Genomic DNA, 15,440 nt, shown 5'->3' with positions numbered 1-15,440 from the left:
ACTGGCCTCGGACCCCTTCTCCCCGCGGCGCGGGGCCGAGCGTCCCACCCGTTCGAACGTAGCCGCCCTCCCTCTGGACGGCGACCGGAGCGGCGGTCGCCGGCCGGCACCGCCGGTCACAGCACCGCGATCGGGTTCACCGGCGAGCCGGTGGCTCCGGGCAGCCGCAGCGGGGCGACCGCGCACAGGAAACTCCATCGCCCGGTCTCCGCGCAGACCGGGACCAGGTCCTCGAACTGCAGGTAGTCCATCAGAGGGATGCCCATGGCATGGACGGCCAGGACGTGCACCGGGAAGGAGATGCCCTGCACCGTGCTGGGCGCGGTGTCGTTGTTGCCGTCCCCGCCCAGGACGGCCACCTTCCGCTCGGCCAGGAACCCCACGGCGGCCGGATGGAGGCCGGCCCGGGCCGTCGCCGCGTTCCACGGGCCGAGTTCCGTACGGCGGAGACGGTGTCCCACCCGTACGAACAGCAGGTCTCCCGGTCCGACGCGGACCCCTTGCGCGGCCTCGGCGGCCGTCAGATCGTCCGAGGTCACCTGGTCGCCGGGTTCCAGCCAGGGCACGCCACGCAGCCGCGGGATGTCCAGCAGCACACCCCGGCCGACGATGCCGTTCGCGGCCGATTCGACGGAGAGGGCACGGGCACCCTCGGGCGTGACACTGCTCGCGGACACCCCGCCGTACAGCTCCCCGTCGAGCACCACGTGGCAGAGCGCGTCGAGATGACTGTCCGCGTCCCCGTGCACGTTCATGGCGAAGCGGTCGGTGGCGAAGTGCAGCCCGTCCGCGCCGAGTGCGTCCGGAGCGGGCCCGGTCATCACGTGCACCGCGGGCTCGGGGTCGTCGGGGCCCGGCACGGTCTCGATCGGAGCGGCCAGCGACACCGTACGCCCGAGGCGGACCTCCGCGACGGCCGCCACCACCCGCTCGGGCGTCACATGGCGGAGCGCGCCACGCCGCCGGTCGACCGCCGACCGCGCGGACTCCCGCCGCAGTCGCTCGTGGAGCGCCCGGAAGTCCTGCGCGCTCATACCCGGCACGGCCGAGGGCGGTGGGGGCGGGGTCACGGCGGCCCCCACGGGCTGAGGCCCCACCGGAGCACATGCGTGGCGCCCGGTTCCAGCAGGGTGAGATCCGTGCCGCTGCGAAAGGCGTCCGGCGGACAGGACATGGCCTCCACGGCGACACCGCGGCGCCGCCGCTCGGGTTCGGCCAGGGTGTCGCCCGTGTACACCTGTACGTACCGCGTGCCCTCGCCGAGCCACAGATCGACGCCCCGCAGCCCCGAGGGATGCGCCAGCCGCACGACGGCCCGGCCGTCGGGGGCGCGGTCGAGTCCGGTGAAGGCGGTGTCCAGGCGCAGACCGCCGATGGGGCGGGCGGTGCGGAAGTCGTACGGGGTGCCGTCGACGGGTTCCCGGCCGATCGGCAGACCCCGTTCGTCGGTACGCAGCAGATACCGGGCGGGAACGGTCAGCAGGGCACGGTCGACGAGCTCGGTGCCGACCGTCAGATAGGGGTGCTGCCCCACCCCGTAAGGGGCGGGCTCCGTCCCGGTGTCGGTGGCGTGGACGGTGGTGCTGAGCCCTTCCGGCCCCAGCCGGTACTCGACCCGGACCTCCACGAGGAACGGATACCCCGGCTGAGGGCAGAGCGTCGTGCCGAGCGTCAACGCGTCCTCGGTGCGGGCGAGGGGTTTCCACAGGGTCCAGCGGAGCAGTCCGTGGATCGCGTTGTTCCTGTCGACCTCCGTCAGGGGGAGTTGCAGGCTCCTGCCTCCGAAGTCGTAGCGCCCGTCGCCCACACGGTTCGGCCACGGGATGAGCAACTGGCCTCGTCCGCCCGTGATGGCGGACCCCGCGGGGAACGCGTCGAGCAGAGGCCGGCCGTGCACGACGTAGTCGCGCAGGGCGCCGCCCAGCTGGACGACCACCGCGCTCTGTGCTCCGTGAACCAACCGCCATGACTCGCCCGTGGGGCCGGGGGGCTCCGCGGGCCCGTCGCCCGCGACGGCACGGGCGGCCCGGTCCGTGTCCGCTGGGGCCGCCGGTACCCCGACGGCTGATTCCCGGTGCATCAGCGACAGCACGGCTGTGACGACGGCCTCCGGAGACTGGTCGATCTCCACCACCAACGGGTGCTCATCCGGCCCCGGCTCCTGGAGGACCGCGAGCTGGGTGTCCAGCAGGTCCGCCGGGAAGAAGTGGCCGCGGCGCGCGCCCAGCCGGGACTCCAGCAGCTCGCGCGAGCCGTGCAGGTACACCAGAACAGCTTCGGGACGCCCTGCGAGCAGCCTGTCCCGGTAGTCACGCCTGAGTGCCGAGCAGGCCACGACGGCCCGCCGACCGGCCGCGGTGGCCCGGTCCATCCACTCCCCGACCGCTTCGAGCCAGGGCTCCCGTTCGCTTTCCGTGAGGGCATGGCCCGCGGCCATCCTGGCGCGGTCGGCCTCGGAGTGGAACGCGTCCGCGTCCTGGTACGTCCAGCCCAGCCGATCGGCGAGGAGGCGCCCCACGGTCGACTTGCCCGAGCCGGCGACGCCTACGACGAGCACCAGACGGGGCTGCCTGTCGGTCGCTTCTTCGCGTGCCATGGTCCTCCACGTCGTCCGCTCGACGAGGTGTCTCCGCCCGGTGGGCCGGACACCTCCAATCTGACCCCCGTCGTCCCCCGGCGCATGTCGGAGAGACGGGCGAAACGGCCGGGAGGAACCTCCCCGGACGAGCGCGTTCCCCCACCCGTACGGCGAAGGGGCGGGCATCCCGGTGTCCTCCGCCGGACGGGGTACTTCGGCGGCGTCGTCGAACGCCGCGCACGCCATCGGTTCGGCGACTCGGTAGCTTCTCGACCGAGTGCTCTCGCACAAGGACGCCCGTCGGCCCCCTGTGAGGGCCTGTCGACGATGGCCCGAAGCGAGGAGAGCGGCGTGTCCCGACCTGTCACTGTGGGAGTGGACGGCTCTGAAGGAAGCGTGGCGGCGGTGGACTGGGCCGCAGACGAGGCGGCGCTGCGCGGCGACGGCCTGCGACTGGTGTACGCCACACGCTGGGCGGAGCATCAGCTGGGCGCCATGAAGGTGTCGCACGAGGACCGCGCCGACGCGGCGGAAGGCGTGCTGGCCGAGACCGAGCGGCGCGTCGGGTCCCGGCAGCCGGACCTCGCCCTGACCGCCGACGAGGTCGAGGACGCGCCCGTCAGCGTGCTGCTCGCCGCCGCCGCCGAGGCGGAGCTGCTCGTCGTGGGCTCGCACGGGCTGGGGAGCGTGCGCGGCTTCATCGTCGGTTCGGTGGGGCAGGAGGTCATCGCGGACGCGGAGCGTCCTGTGGTCCTCGTACGCCCCGGATACGAGAAGGACAGCTCCGGCGGGTCCGGGAAGGACAGCCGCCGGAAGGTGGTCGTCGGTCTGGACGTGAACGACGTCAAGGAGGAGCTCCTGCACTTCGCGTTCGATTTCGCCGGGCGGCACCGCGTTCCGCTGGAGATCGTGCACACGTGGCACGAGTCCTTCGTCCACCACGCCGACGCGGCCGCGAAGGACGAGAAGGCGGCGGCACTCGCCGGCGCGGTTCGACCGTTCCGGGACAGGTTCCCGGGGACGGCGGTGACGGAGGTGTCCGCTCCGGGACGGCCGGCCGAGCATCTCATCGAGGCCGCGTCGGACGCCCGCCTCGTGGTCGTCGGCCGGCGCAGGGCGGCCAGGGGCTCTCACATCGGATCGGTCACCCACGCCGTGATCCACCACGCCTCCTGCCCTGTCGCCGTCGTACCGCACGCCTGACAGATGGGGACACCGGACATCAGAGGAGACAGGACGACGTCCCCGGGCTCGTGTCGTGAAACCGACTGAGCACCGCGCCGAAGGCGCGGGACCGTTCACCACCCGGCTCACCTGGCACCCCGCCGAGGGCCAGACGGTGGTGTGGGAGTCACGGCTCGCGCGCAAGCGCGGGGCGCTGTCCGTCCGCGGCCCCGGGGGCACGGTCGCCAGGTCCACGTCGGCCGATGCCGAGGGCCTCGCTCGTCTTCGGAGGCTCAACGCCGTCGCATCGGGTGCGTTCTTCCTCGGCGGACTGCTCTTCGCCCTCGGCGCCGGGGTCGCCCAGTTCGGCTCGGGCGACCCGGTCGAGAGCGCCTCGATCTACTTCGCGGGCGGACTGTTCTTCAACCTGGGGGGCTACACCTCGCTCCTGCAGGTCCTGAACGCGCCCCGCCACTCCGAAGGGGGCGGCTCACTGGCGACGACCCGCTGGCGGTGGTGGGGGTACGAGCCGATGCGTCTGGACTGGCTCAGTACGTTCGTGCTGTTCACCGGAACGCTCGTGTTCGGCGTCAACCTGCTGGACTCCTTCCTGCAGGGGCTCTCCGTCCAGCAGATCAACCGGCTGATCTGGACTCCCGACGTGGTCGGGTGCGTGCTGTTCCTGGTTTCGGGCCATCTCGCGTTCGCCGAGATCTGCCATCGCTCCCGGCCCTGCATCCACTCGCGCAGCCTCGGCTGGTGGGTGGTCGCGGTGAACCAGTTCGGGTCGGTGCTCTTCATGATCTCCGCACTGGCCGCCTTCACCCGGCCCAGCACCCAGAGCCTGATCAACACCGACATCGCCAACTGGGGGACGTTGTGCGGTGCGCTGTGCTTCGCGCTCGGCGGTGTACTGCAGGCCTTCGAACGGCCCTAGGACGGGTCGTCCCGGGCCGCCGCCGTCCCTGCGGCGGGGGACGTCAGGCCGATGTCTGTGCGCCGGGCACACTCACTGCCGGGGTGGCTGTGCTCGCAGCATGGTTCCGGCCGTGATGGCCTGTTTATGGTGCCTCGCATTCACACCGAACCCGATGGTGTGCGTCTCGGTACCAGTGCCAGGAGGGCAGCCGATGAGCGCAGTCTCAGTACAGTCCGGAACCGCCGGAGTCCCGGACGGGGCCGACGGTCCGCAGCCCATGGGTGCCTACTTCGAACGCATGCCGTTCGGGAAGGCCCACGTGCTGATCGCCCTCGCGCTGTTCATGGCCTTCGTCATCGAATCGTGGGAGCAGCTCGCTCTCGTCTACGTCTCCGCCGACCTCGGCGAGGCCTTCGCCCTCGACGCCGGACGGATCGGCTGGGTTCTGTCGGCCGTGGCCCTCGGCATGATCCCCGGCGCGCTCGTATGGGGGCCGGTCGCCGACCGCATCGGACGCCGCGCCGTGTGCCTGTGGAGCCTCGGTTCGTACGGCGCCGTGGCGCTGGCCAGCGCCTTCTCGCCGGACTTCACCACGCTGATGATCACCCGGGTGATCTCGGGGATGGCCCTGGCCGGCATCTACACCGTCACCTTCCCCTACTTCCTCGAACTGCTCCCGGTCAGGCTGCGCGGCCGGGCCGCGGTCTACCTGTCGATCGGCTGGCCCATCGGCGTGCTCGCCGCCGTGGGGGTGACCCAGGCGCTGTCCGGGATGGGCTGGCACGTCGTGGCCATGGCCAGCGCGCTGGCCGCCCTGTGGGTGTTCGCGATCCGGGCCTGGGTGCCCGAGTCGCCGTACTGGCTGGCCGCCCGCGGCCGGCACACCGAAGCCCGGGCGGTGCTCCTGAAGCTCGGCGCCGAGGTCCCCGAGGGCACCCGCTTCGCCGTGGTCGAGCACGAGCGGGCCGGCAACCCCCTCGCCCTGCTGCGCGGCCGGCTGCTCCGTATCACCGTGCTCATGCTGATCGTGAACTTCGCGTTCAACTGGGGCTACTGGGGACTGCAGACCTGGCTGCCCACGCTGCTCATGGAGAAGGGCCTGAGCATGTCCGGCAGCCTCGGGTTCGTGGCGCTGAGCGCCCTCTTCATGATCCCCGGCTACGCCTCGGCCTCGTACCTGACCGGGCGCTTCGGCCGCAAGAAGGTCTTCCTGCCGTACGTGGCGGCCGCCGCGGTCAGCGGCGTGCTGTTCGCGTACTCCGGCAGCCTCACCCAGCTGTACGCCGCCAACTTCGCCCTGTCGTTCTTCAGCCTCGGAGCCTGGGGTGTCTGGAACACCTGGAACGGCGAGTTCTACCCGACCGCATGGCGCGCCACCGGCTACTCCTGGGCCACCGCGGCCCAGCTGATCTCCACCTCGGTCGCTCCGTCGGCCGTCGGGTACCTGCTGGCGCGTGCCACCGGGTTCTCCTCCACCGTGCTGTTCATCACCGCGTTCCTGGTGGTGGCGCTGGTGGCGGCCGTGCCGCTGCCGGAGACCGAGGGCCGCGATCTGGAGTGATGCAGAGGGGCGAAGGGTGACAGGATCATGCGGGTGAGGCTGGGAGTGGACGTGGGACGCGTCACCACCGTCGCCGTGCTGGTCGGGCCGGACGGCCGGACGGTGGCGCGCGCGGTGGTGGACAGCGTTCCCGGCCTCGGCGAGAGTCTGCGGGCGGTGCTCGCCGCGCTGCCCGGGGACCGGACCGGTGAGGTGGACGCCGTCGGCCTCACCACCGACCTGGAGCGCCGCCCGTCGCGGCTGCGACCGGTGGCCGCCTTGCGGATCGCCCCGCCCAGCCATCCGTCCCTCGGACCGCTCGCGGGCTGGCCCGCGCAGGCCGCCCGCGAGGTGGGGACGCTCCACGCGGTCGTCCCGGGCGGATCCGCGCTCACCGGGAGGCAACTCGCTCCGCTCGACCGGGCGGCGGTCAGGGACTTCGCGCAGCGGGCCGCCGACGACGGTGTCACCGCCTTCTCGGTCGCCGCGGCCGGCGCACTGACCCGCCCCGACCCCGAGCTCGCCGCCGCCGAGATCATCGCCGAAGCCGTGCCCGGCGCGGAGATCACCTTGTCGCACGAGCTCGGGCGGTCCGGGCTGCGGGAACGCGAGAACACCGGCGTCCTCAACGCAGCCCTGCGGCCGTGGGCGGCACGCGTGAGCGACACGGCCGAACGCGCCCTGCGCGTCGGCGGTCTCCGGGCGCCGCTGCACCTGGCCCGCAACACCGGCGGACTGGTCTCCGTCGCGTACTTCCGCCACTACCCGGTCCTCGCCATCGCCTCCACCACGGCGAGCGCCGTGCGGGGGGCCGCGCTCGCGGCCGGGGCGGACCGCGCCGTGGTCGTCGACGCCGGGGCCACGGAATTCCGGTGCGCGAGCGTCACCGACGGCGAAGCGGAAAGCTCCGACGCCGGCCCGGGGCCCGGCGGCGTCGACCTGGACCTGGCCCGGATCCGCACCGACGTGCTGCCCCGCGCCGACCTGGTCCGGACCGGCTCCGAGCAGGTCGCCGACCTGGTGGCCAGGGTCCGGCGACGGGCCCCCGGCGGTGTGCTCCTCGCGGCGGGCGGCGACTGCGGGCTGGTACCCGTCCGAGCCCAGGATCCGGCGGCCGCCATCGCCGCCGCGGCCTACGGAGCCGCCCGCTCGGACATCGTCGCCGAAGTCGATCAGGTCGCCGTCGCCGGCGGCCGCGCCGAACTGGACCGGCTCCTCGGGCTCGCCGGTGACCAGGCCATGGCCCGGGTCGTCGCCGCCGGTGCCGCCCCGGCGACCGCCCGCGTCGCGTTCGCCGCCCACACCCCCGTGTCCTACCTGCCCGAGGGCGTCCACCGCCTCCGCGTCCGCGCCGTCGGATCCCCCTCGGGGAATCCCGTCACGCCCCGTGGACGACGCACATGACGCCCGGGGAGGAGACCGCGCTGGACGCGGCACGGCTGGAGGATCTCGCCCGAGGGGCGCTGGTGCTCGCGGCCGGCGCCGAGCATTCCTCGCACCGGGCGAGCCTCGACTGGGCGCGGGCGGCCCTCGCGGAGCACGGGCCGGTGCCGCTGATCCACCCCGGCGACCTGGGCTCCGGGCGGATGTGTGTCACGGTCAGCATGCTCGGCTCCTCGGCCGCCCTCGCCGAGCAGCTGCCCACGGGCGAGGAGCCCCGCCGGGCGGTCCGGGCGCTGGAGCGCCGCCTGGGCAGGGCCGCGGACGCCGTCGTGCCCCTCAACACCGCGGCCGAGAACGCCCTGCTCGCAGTCGTCACAGCGGCGTCCTGCGGACTCCCCTTGGTGGACGGGGACGGCTGCGGACGTGTGCTCCCCCTGCTGGAACAGACCACGTTCACCATCGCCGGGGTCGATGTCGCCCCGGTCGCCCTGGCCACGCCCGCCGGGGACGTGGTCGTCGTGGACGCCGCCGGCAGTCGCGTGGAGGAGCTCGTACGGCCGCTGGTCCTCGCGGCCGGAGGCTGGGCGGTCGCCGCCTGCTACGCCATGGACGGCGAACGGCTCGCGGCCGCCGTGGTTCCCGGCACCGTGAGCCGGGCCCTGGCGGCGGGACGCCCGACGCAGGGCGACCCCTTCACGCTGTGGCAGCCGCGGCCCCGTCGACTGGGCATCGGGCGGATCACCGCCGTGGAGCACCCCGCGACGCCGGGACCGGACACCACCGGGGGCACGGCGCTGCCGTCCCGGCCGACCAGTGTGGTCGTCTCCGAGACCGAGGGCCTGCACAGACGGTTCCGTCTGGAGGCACACAACGAGGCACTGCTGGTCCTCGCCGACGGCGCACCGGCCGCGGCCGCGCCGGACCAGATCCTGATGCTCTCGGCAGCCGACCAGCGGGTGCTGGACGTCGAGCGTGCCCTGCCCGGCATCGAGGTGGAGATCGTCGTGATCCCCGCCGCGCCCGCCTGGCACACCCCGCAGGGACGCCGACTGGCGGCTGCCGGTGGGCTCCTCCTGCTGAGCCCGGACCATGAACCGGATGCGCGGCAGATGAAACGCCCGGACGCGGAACGACCCGAGGAGACCCGGTGGTGAGACGTCCCGACCTGTCCGCACCCATGACCGTCGCGGAGCTGGTGCAGTACGGCCCGCTGCCCGGCGTACGCATACTCGGCACGACGGGGCGCGGCACCCAGGTCCTGGACGTGCGCATCGTCGACCGGCGTGAAGCCCTCGACCACCTGCGTCCACACACCGCGGTCGTCCTCACCGAAGCGCTGGCCCGGTCGGGATGGACCGTGGAGATCGCCCTGCGCAAGGCTTGGGAGCAGGCGGCCGCCTGCGTGGTGGTACCCGACACGGCGGCGGCCGTGCATCCGCCGGGCGCACTCGCGGACCGCCTCGGCGTTCCGCTGCTGCTGATCGGCGGCGACGCGCTGGAGGGCGCCGTACGGATCGCCTCCGCCGTGTCCCGGCCGGACGCGGGCCGGACCGCGCTGCTGGCCGACGCCGCCCAGCGCCTCGCCGCCGCCGGCCCGCACGTCGAGCGCGTACTGACCGCGCTGCACGCGGCTCTGCCCTCGACGTCCCTGGCCCTCACCGATCCGGTGGGCGGGATGCTGGCCGGGCGGCGGGCGGCACTCGACTCCGCGCACCCGGTGCGGCTGGACGTGCCCGGGCCCGACGGACACCCGCTCGCGGTTCTCGTGGCCGACTCCCGCTCCGGGGAGGCGGGCTGGGCGTCGACGGTCGAAGCAGTGCTGCGGATGGCGGTACCCCCACTGACCGCATGGGCCGCGACCCGCCGCCTCGCGGAGGAACACCTCGCCCGCCGCAGCGAGATGCTGCTGCACCAGCTGACGCACCCCCCTGAGGGCGAGGACGAGCAGACACGTACCCGCATCCGGGCCGAGGCCGCGGCGCTCGGCTGGCCGCTGGCCGGGCCTCTGATCGCGTTCGCCCTGCGGCCGGCCGTCGCCGCGGACGCCGGCGCCGCGCCCCTGCCGGGACCCGCGCTGCGTGCGCTCTGGACCAGGTACGGCATCGGCGGACCGCTCATCGCGTACGAGGACTGCTGGGTGTCATGGCGTTCGGCGGCAGTCGGCAGTCCGGTCCCCGACCCGGAGGTGTGGCTGCGGCAGGGCGAGGCACAGCTGCGTACGGCTGTCCGGGCGATCGGTGACCACCTGCCGCTCGCCGGGGGAGTCGCAGGTCCGGCCGGTGACACCGGCACGCTGGGCGTGGCGCTCGCCGACGCCAGAGCCGCTGCGGCCGTCGCCGCCGTACCCGGGTCGGTGGTCCGTGCCGACCGTATGGGGCCCGCCCAACTGCTGTCCGCGTTGCCCGCGGAGGCGCTGCGGCGGCCCGCCGAGGTCGTGCTGGCCCCGCTGCTCGCCGCGGACCGGGACGGAACACTGCTGCGTACGCTGGCGGTCGTCCTGGACCAGGGCGCCGCCCCCTCGGCGGCGGCGGAGCTCCTCGGTGTCCACCGGAACACGGTCGCGGCGCGCCTGGAGCGCATCCGTTCGCTCGGCTTCGACCCCGAGGACCCCGCCCAGCGACTCGCACTGCACCTGGCCTGCCGCGTCCTGCTGACCGAGCCCTGAGGGGGAAGCGGCGCCGACCGCGGCCACGACGGGGGAGGGCCCGGTCGCCGAGGGGGATTCGGCAACCGGGCCCGGTTCAGGGGGAGGCGGAGCGGTGGGAGGTCAGGACTCCACGCCGTAGGCGGACGCTGCCCGCTCACGGCTCAGCAGGCCCTGCCGGAGGTCTTCCCGGACCGCCTCGGCGGGGCGCTCCGCGACGGGACCGAAGCCGCCGCCCCCGCCGCTCTCGCACCGCAGCACGTCGCCCCGGCGCACGGCCAGCGCGTTCGCCTTGAGCAGTTCGCGCTCGCCGTCCCGGCCGGGATTGAGGACGACGCGGGGCGCAGCGCCGGTGCCGCCGCCGAAGACACCCCACGCGGGAGTCACGGAACGCTCCCACCACAGCGACAGGTTCTGGTCGGCCTCGAACGTGTACTGGCGCACCACGCCGTTGCCGCCGCGGGTGCGGCCCGCCCCGCCGGAGTCGGCACGGACCGCGTACTCGGTGACCCGTACGGGGAACAGCGTCTCCAGCACCTCGACGGGCATGTCCCGCAGAGAGCCGTTGACGTTGTTGATCAGGCAGGACTCACCGTCGTCGGTCTGCCAGGCGCCCCATCCGCCGACCGTCGCCTCCTGGGAGACGAAGAGCCTGCCGTTGCGCGGGTCGGTGCCGGTGAACTGCACGATCATCGAGTCGCCGTAGCTGGCGGCGGCGGCTCGCGCGGGCACCGCCGGCGCCAGTGCCTTCACCACCAGGTCGATGACAAGGCCGAGGTGGGAGTAGTAGTACTGGCAGGCCGCCGGCTCGACGGCGGCGAGCATGGTGCCCGGCCGGGTGACCACGTCCAGCGGCCGGAAGGAACCGCCGTTGAGCGGGACATCACCGCTGACCAGCAGCTTGTAGCCGACCCGGCAGGCGGCGACGGTCTGCGCCGCACCGCAGTTGACCGGCCCGGTGGCCTGGTCGGCGCAGTCGGTGACGTCCATCGTCATCCGGTCGCCGTCGATCTCGACGCGTACGGTGACGTGCAGGGGAGTACGCAGGTCGACGCCGTCGTTGTCCAGGTGGCCGGTCGCCTCGTAGACACCGTCGGGAATGGCGGCGATCTGCTCCCGCTCCAGCCGCTCGGTCTGCGTGAAGATGGCGTCCCGCGCGGCGAGGACGGTCTGCAGCCCCCAGCGGCGGACGATCTCGGCGAACCGCCGCGCACCGGTACGGGCACAGGCCACCTGGGCGCGCATGTCCCCGAGGGTCGGCTGCGGGAAGCGGACGTTGCGGGCGATCAACGCGTGCGCCTGCTCGCAGGGTTCGCCGCCCTCGTAGATCTTCGTCGGGCCCATCCGCAGGCCCTCCTGGTAGATCGAGGTGGAGTCCATCGAACCGCCGGGGTCCTTGGAGCCCATGTCGATCCAGTGCGCACGGGACGCGGCGAAGCCGATCAGCTCACCGTCGGCGGTGTCCTCGGTGAAGATCGGTGCGTAGACGGTGACGTCGTTGAGGTGGGTGCCGCCGATGTAGGAGTCGTTGAGGACCCAGACGTCTCCGGGCTTCCAGACGTCCGCGCCGTACGTCTCCTCGGTGGCCCGGGTGCACACCTCCAGGTTGCCCAGGAAGATCGGCAGGCCCGAGGACTGGCCGAGCACGTTGTGGTCCCGGTCGAGGAGGGCGACCGCGCAGTCCTTCGCCTCGTAGATGGTGGGCGTGTAGGAGGACCGGATGAGGGTGGTGTTCATGTCCTCCGCGGCCTGCAGCAGCGCGCAGCGGATGATCTCGGTGGTGACCGGGTCGACGACCCGGCTGCCGGTGTCGGTCATGCCGTGGCTCCAACCTTGATGACGAGGAAGCCGTTCTCGTCGACGGTGACCGACGAGTCCGGGGGGACGACGGTGGTGGAGGTGGCCTCCACGATGACCGCGGGACCGTCGACGCGCTGCCCGGGCGCGAGCCGCTCGCGGCGCAGAACGGTGGTGTCGTACGACTGCCCGCCGAATACGACCGGCCGCTGCCGGACGGTGTCGGAGGCGGCCTCGTCGGCGGCGTACGGCACCGGTGCGGTCTCGGGCAGCGCGCCGAGCGCGGTGCTGCGCAGGGTGACGAACTCGACGGGCGCCTCGGGCGTCGCGTGCCCGTAGCGGCGTTCGTGGAGCGCGGCGAAGCGCTCGGCGGCATCGGCGAGGAAGTCCTCGCCGGCCGGTTCGGCGGCGGCGAGCAGCGGCACGGCGAGGGTGTAGTCCTGGCCCTCGTACCGCATCTCGACGACGTGTTCGACCCGCTGCCGCTCCACGGGGACGCCCTGCTCGGCGAGTGCGGCCAGCGACTCGTGCTCCAGGTCGGCCAGTGCGCGGGCCATGGCCTCCCCGTCCAGGTCGGCGCCAGGGGTGAAGAACTGGCGGGTGAGGTCGCGGCGGACCTCGGTGCCGAGCATGCCCCAGGCGGAGAACGCGCCGGGGAAGCGCGGCACGACGACCTCGCCGATGCCGAGCTCGCGGGCGATCTCCACGGCGTGCATCGGGCCCGCGCCGCCGAACGCCAGCAGAACGAACTCGCCGGGCTCCAGGCCGTGTTCGACGGTGAGGGTACGGATCGCCTGGGCCATCTTGGCGTTGGCGACATCGCAGATCCCGCTCGCCAGCTCCACCGGTTCGAGACCGAGCTCACCGGCGAGAGCCGCGACGGCGTGCCGGGCCGCGGCCACGTCGAGCGTCATGTGGCCGCCGGCGAACCAGTCCGGGTCGACGCGTCCGAGCACCGCGTTGGCGTCGGTCACGGTGGCCTGGGTGCCGCCGCGCCCGTAGCAGGCCGGGCCGGGGACGGCTCCGGCGGACTCCGGGCCCACGCGCAGGCCACCGGCCTCGGCATAGGCGAGGGAGCCGCCGCCGGCGCCGATCGTCTGCAGGTTGACCAGGGGCATCAGGACCGGGAAGCCGTCCGCCGAGCCCTCGTTGGAGACGTCGGGACGGCCGTCGAGGACCAGCGACACATCGAAGGAGGTGCCACCCATGTCCACACAGATCGCGTTCCGCCGGCCCAGCAGGCCCGCGGCCGCCGCACCGCCCATGGTGCCGCCGACCGGTCCGGACAGCAGGGTCTGCAAGGGGTGGCGGCGGGCGTAGGCGGCGTTCACGATGCCGCCCGAGGACTGCATCACCTGGACCGGGACGGTCAGGCCGTGCTCCGTGAACCGCCCCTCGATCCGGCCCAGATAGCGGCGCACCACGGGGCCCGTGTACGCCTCCAGGACGGCCGAGCTCGTCCGCTCGTACTCGCGCCACTCGCCCGCCACCTGGTGCGACAGCACCACGACGACGTCCTCGCCGAGCTCCTGTTCCAGGATCTTCCCGGCCAGCAGCTCGTGGTCCGGGTTGACGTACGAGAAGAGGAACGAGACGGCGACCGCGTCGAAGCCCTCGTCCTTCGCACGTCGGGCGGCGGCCCGTACGGCGTCCTCGTCCAGGGGTTCGAGCTCGGTGCCGCGCCAGTCGAAGCGGCCGCCCGCCTCCATCGTGTCGCAGCGCTCGACCAGCGGCTTCGGCTTGCGGTAGTGCAGGTCGAACATCCGGTCCCGGTTGCCTCGGGCGATGTGGTAGACGTCCCGCATCCCGGCCGACGTGAGCAGCAGGACGCGGGCGCCCTTGCGCTCCAGCAGGGCGTTCAGGCCCTGCGTGGTGCCGTGCACGAAGAAGGAGATGTCGCCGGGCGAGTCCACCGCCCGGCCCAGCGAGGCGAAGACTCCCTCGGCCAGGTCACCCGGGGTCGTGGGCGCCTTGGCCGCGAAGTAGGTACCGCTGTGTTCGTCATAGGCGACGACATCGGTGAAGGTTCCACCGATGTCCATGGCCACCCGGTATGTCATTGCGCCTCCCGGCTTTCTCAGGGGATCGCCGAGGACGCTAGCCCGAGGCTTCCGGGGAGGGCTGTGCGCGGCGCACGGGTGGCGGGCCGCCACAGTGCGCCGTGCCCGGTTCAGTGATCGCCGACCGGGACGCCGCCCGGCTGCTGCACGTCCTCGTGCAGGTGGACGATGCGCCATTTCGCGTCGACGCCCCGCTGGAGGACCGCGGTGTTGCGGACCGACTCGGGGCGCAGCTCACCGGCCGACGGGTCCGGCGCGAAGTCCACCCGCAGCCAGAAGCGCAGCACCGCGAGGGCACCGAAGACGTCCACGACCTGCCCGTACGGCTCCAGCCCGGTCTCCACCGGCCCCTCACCACCGGCCGGGCGTTCCTCGCGCACCCGGTCCAGATCCGCCTTCCCGAAGAGCAGCCCGGCGGTCGCGGAATCCCACACGGTCGCCTCCGGGTCCAGGCAGGCGTCGATCCGGGCGCGATCCCCGGCCGAGTAGGCCTCGTACATGTCGGTGATCACCTGCCATACGGCGGCTGCCGTCTCAGGGGTCGCGCCGGGGCGGGCGCCGGCGGGGGGCGAGGGGAACGCGGGCATGGCGGGGCCTCCTGGAGCCGTGGGGGAGAGAGATCGCGTCGAGCGGGGCAGCGACGGGCAGCCAACCTACACACGTGGGTCGGCTTCCCGCCCGCCCCGGGGCGGGCGTCAGGAGTGCGGCTTTGCGGGCGGGCTATCCGTCCGCCCCGTGGCGAAGCCCGTCGAGGAGCAGGTCGAGGAGGCGGCCGGACCGGTCCCGCTGGGCCGGCGAGCTGGTGATCAGCGCGACGCCGGCGAGGCTGAGGCCGACGTCGAAGGGATCGACGTCCGAGCGCAGGAGTCCGGCGTCGGCTCCCGCGCGGAGCAGGGAGTCGACGGCCGCGCCGAGCCGGTCCAGGGTCTCGGCGAAGGGGTCCGCGCCGGACGCGACAGCGGCCCGCAGGGCGTCCGCCATGCCCTGCTTGGCGGCCAGGTAGTCGATGAACCGGTCCATCCACAGGCGCAGGGCACGGTCCGGCGGGAGGTCGGCCAGCAGCTCGGCGGCGCTGTCGCAGACACGGGCCAGCTCGTTGCGGTAGGCGGCCTCGACCAGCGCCTCGCGTGTGGGGAAGTGGCGGTAGAGCGTGGCCGAGCCGACGCCGGCGGCCTTGGCGATCGTGTCGATCGGAACGTCCGCGCCCTTCTCGGAGAAGGCGCGTACGGCCGCTTCGAGGATGCGCTCCCGGTTGCGGCGGGCATCGGCGCGCAAGACGCTCGGCTGGGTGGTCAAGGCTGCTCCCCTTCGTCGGGATCCAGTCTAGCTGGACAACCGGGGAGTTCCCCGGTTAG

At 73.4% G+C, this 15,440-nt stretch carries 12 protein-coding genes; 6 read left to right on the top strand and 6 right to left on the bottom strand.

Annotation, left to right across the window (positions count from 1 at the left end):
* Positions 1-116: 116 nt before the first annotated feature.
* A complete protein-coding gene (locus IE237_RS29005; protein WP_189805070.1) occupies positions 117-1,034 on the bottom strand; it encodes a cyclase family protein in 918 nt (305 codons plus the stop codon).
* Positions 1,035-1,066: 32 nt separating this feature from the next.
* Complete coding sequence (locus tag IE237_RS29000) at positions 1,067-2,596, bottom strand: gluconokinase, GntK/IdnK-type (protein ID WP_189805069.1); 1,530 nt, start codon at positions 2,594-2,596, stop codon at positions 1,067-1,069.
* Positions 2,597-2,905: 309 nt separating this feature from the next.
* Between IE237_RS29000 and IE237_RS28995 the strand changes: the two genes are divergently transcribed.
* The 6 genes from IE237_RS28995 (at position 2,906) to IE237_RS28970 (ending at position 10,249) form a co-directional block, all read left to right on the top strand.
* A complete protein-coding gene (locus IE237_RS28995) occupies positions 2,906-3,781 on the top strand; it encodes a universal stress protein (RefSeq protein ID WP_268253747.1) in 876 nt (291 codons plus the stop codon).
* 55 nt (positions 3,782-3,836) lie between these two features.
* Complete coding sequence (locus IE237_RS28990; protein ID WP_189805067.1) at positions 3,837-4,679, top strand: hypothetical protein; 843 nt, start codon at positions 3,837-3,839, stop codon at positions 4,677-4,679.
* A 193-nt stretch (positions 4,680-4,872) separates the two neighbouring features.
* Positions 4,873-6,222: an MFS transporter gene (locus IE237_RS28985; RefSeq protein ID WP_229842952.1), complete on the top strand. Its 1,350-nt coding sequence runs from the start codon at positions 4,873-4,875 to the stop codon at positions 6,220-6,222.
* A 51-nt stretch (positions 6,223-6,273) separates the two neighbouring features.
* Positions 6,274-7,605 carry a hydantoinase/oxoprolinase family protein gene (locus IE237_RS41395; RefSeq protein ID WP_189805066.1) on the top strand — a complete coding sequence of 444 codons (1,332 nt, stop codon included), beginning with the start codon at positions 6,274-6,276 and terminating at the stop codon, positions 7,603-7,605.
* On the top strand, positions 7,602-8,738 hold the full coding sequence (locus IE237_RS28975; RefSeq protein ID WP_189805065.1) for an S-methyl thiohydantoin desulfurase family protein: 1,137 nt from the start codon (positions 7,602-7,604) through the stop codon (positions 8,736-8,738). Before IE237_RS41395 ends, IE237_RS28975 begins: the two co-directional genes overlap by 4 nt.
* Positions 8,735-10,249 carry a PucR family transcriptional regulator gene (locus tag IE237_RS28970; RefSeq protein WP_189805064.1) on the top strand — a complete coding sequence of 505 codons (1,515 nt, stop codon included), beginning with the start codon at positions 8,735-8,737 and terminating at the stop codon, positions 10,247-10,249. The genes IE237_RS28975 and IE237_RS28970 overlap by 4 nt, the downstream gene beginning before the upstream one ends.
* A gap of 102 nt (positions 10,250-10,351) precedes the next feature.
* On the opposite strand, the gene IE237_RS28965 is transcribed toward IE237_RS28970, so the two are convergent.
* The 4 genes from IE237_RS28965 to IE237_RS28950 form a co-directional block, all read right to left on the bottom strand.
* Positions 10,352-12,046: a hydantoinase B/oxoprolinase family protein gene (locus IE237_RS28965; protein WP_189805063.1), complete on the bottom strand. Its 1,695-nt coding sequence runs from the start codon at positions 12,044-12,046 to the stop codon at positions 10,352-10,354.
* Positions 12,043-14,067: a hydantoinase/oxoprolinase family protein gene (locus tag IE237_RS28960; RefSeq protein WP_229842951.1), complete on the bottom strand. Its 2,025-nt coding sequence runs from the start codon at positions 14,065-14,067 to the stop codon at positions 12,043-12,045. Before IE237_RS28960 ends, IE237_RS28965 begins: the two co-directional genes overlap by 4 nt.
* Before the next feature lie 128 nt (positions 14,068-14,195).
* Positions 14,196-14,672 carry a YybH family protein gene (locus tag IE237_RS28955; protein WP_189805061.1) on the bottom strand — a complete coding sequence of 159 codons (477 nt, stop codon included), beginning with the start codon at positions 14,670-14,672 and terminating at the stop codon, positions 14,196-14,198.
* Between the two features lie 133 nt (positions 14,673-14,805).
* Positions 14,806-15,381, bottom strand: coding sequence for a TetR/AcrR family transcriptional regulator (locus IE237_RS28950; RefSeq protein ID WP_189805060.1), 576 nt, complete (start codon positions 15,379-15,381; stop codon positions 14,806-14,808).
* Positions 15,382-15,440 lie beyond the last annotated feature (59 nt).

The organism is Streptomyces tanashiensis (assembly GCF_014648895.1).
In the GTDB taxonomy this organism is placed as follows: Bacteria; Actinomycetota; Actinomycetes; order Streptomycetales; family Streptomycetaceae; genus Streptomyces; species Streptomyces tanashiensis.
This window is presented reverse-complemented; position numbering and strand designations above follow the sequence as displayed.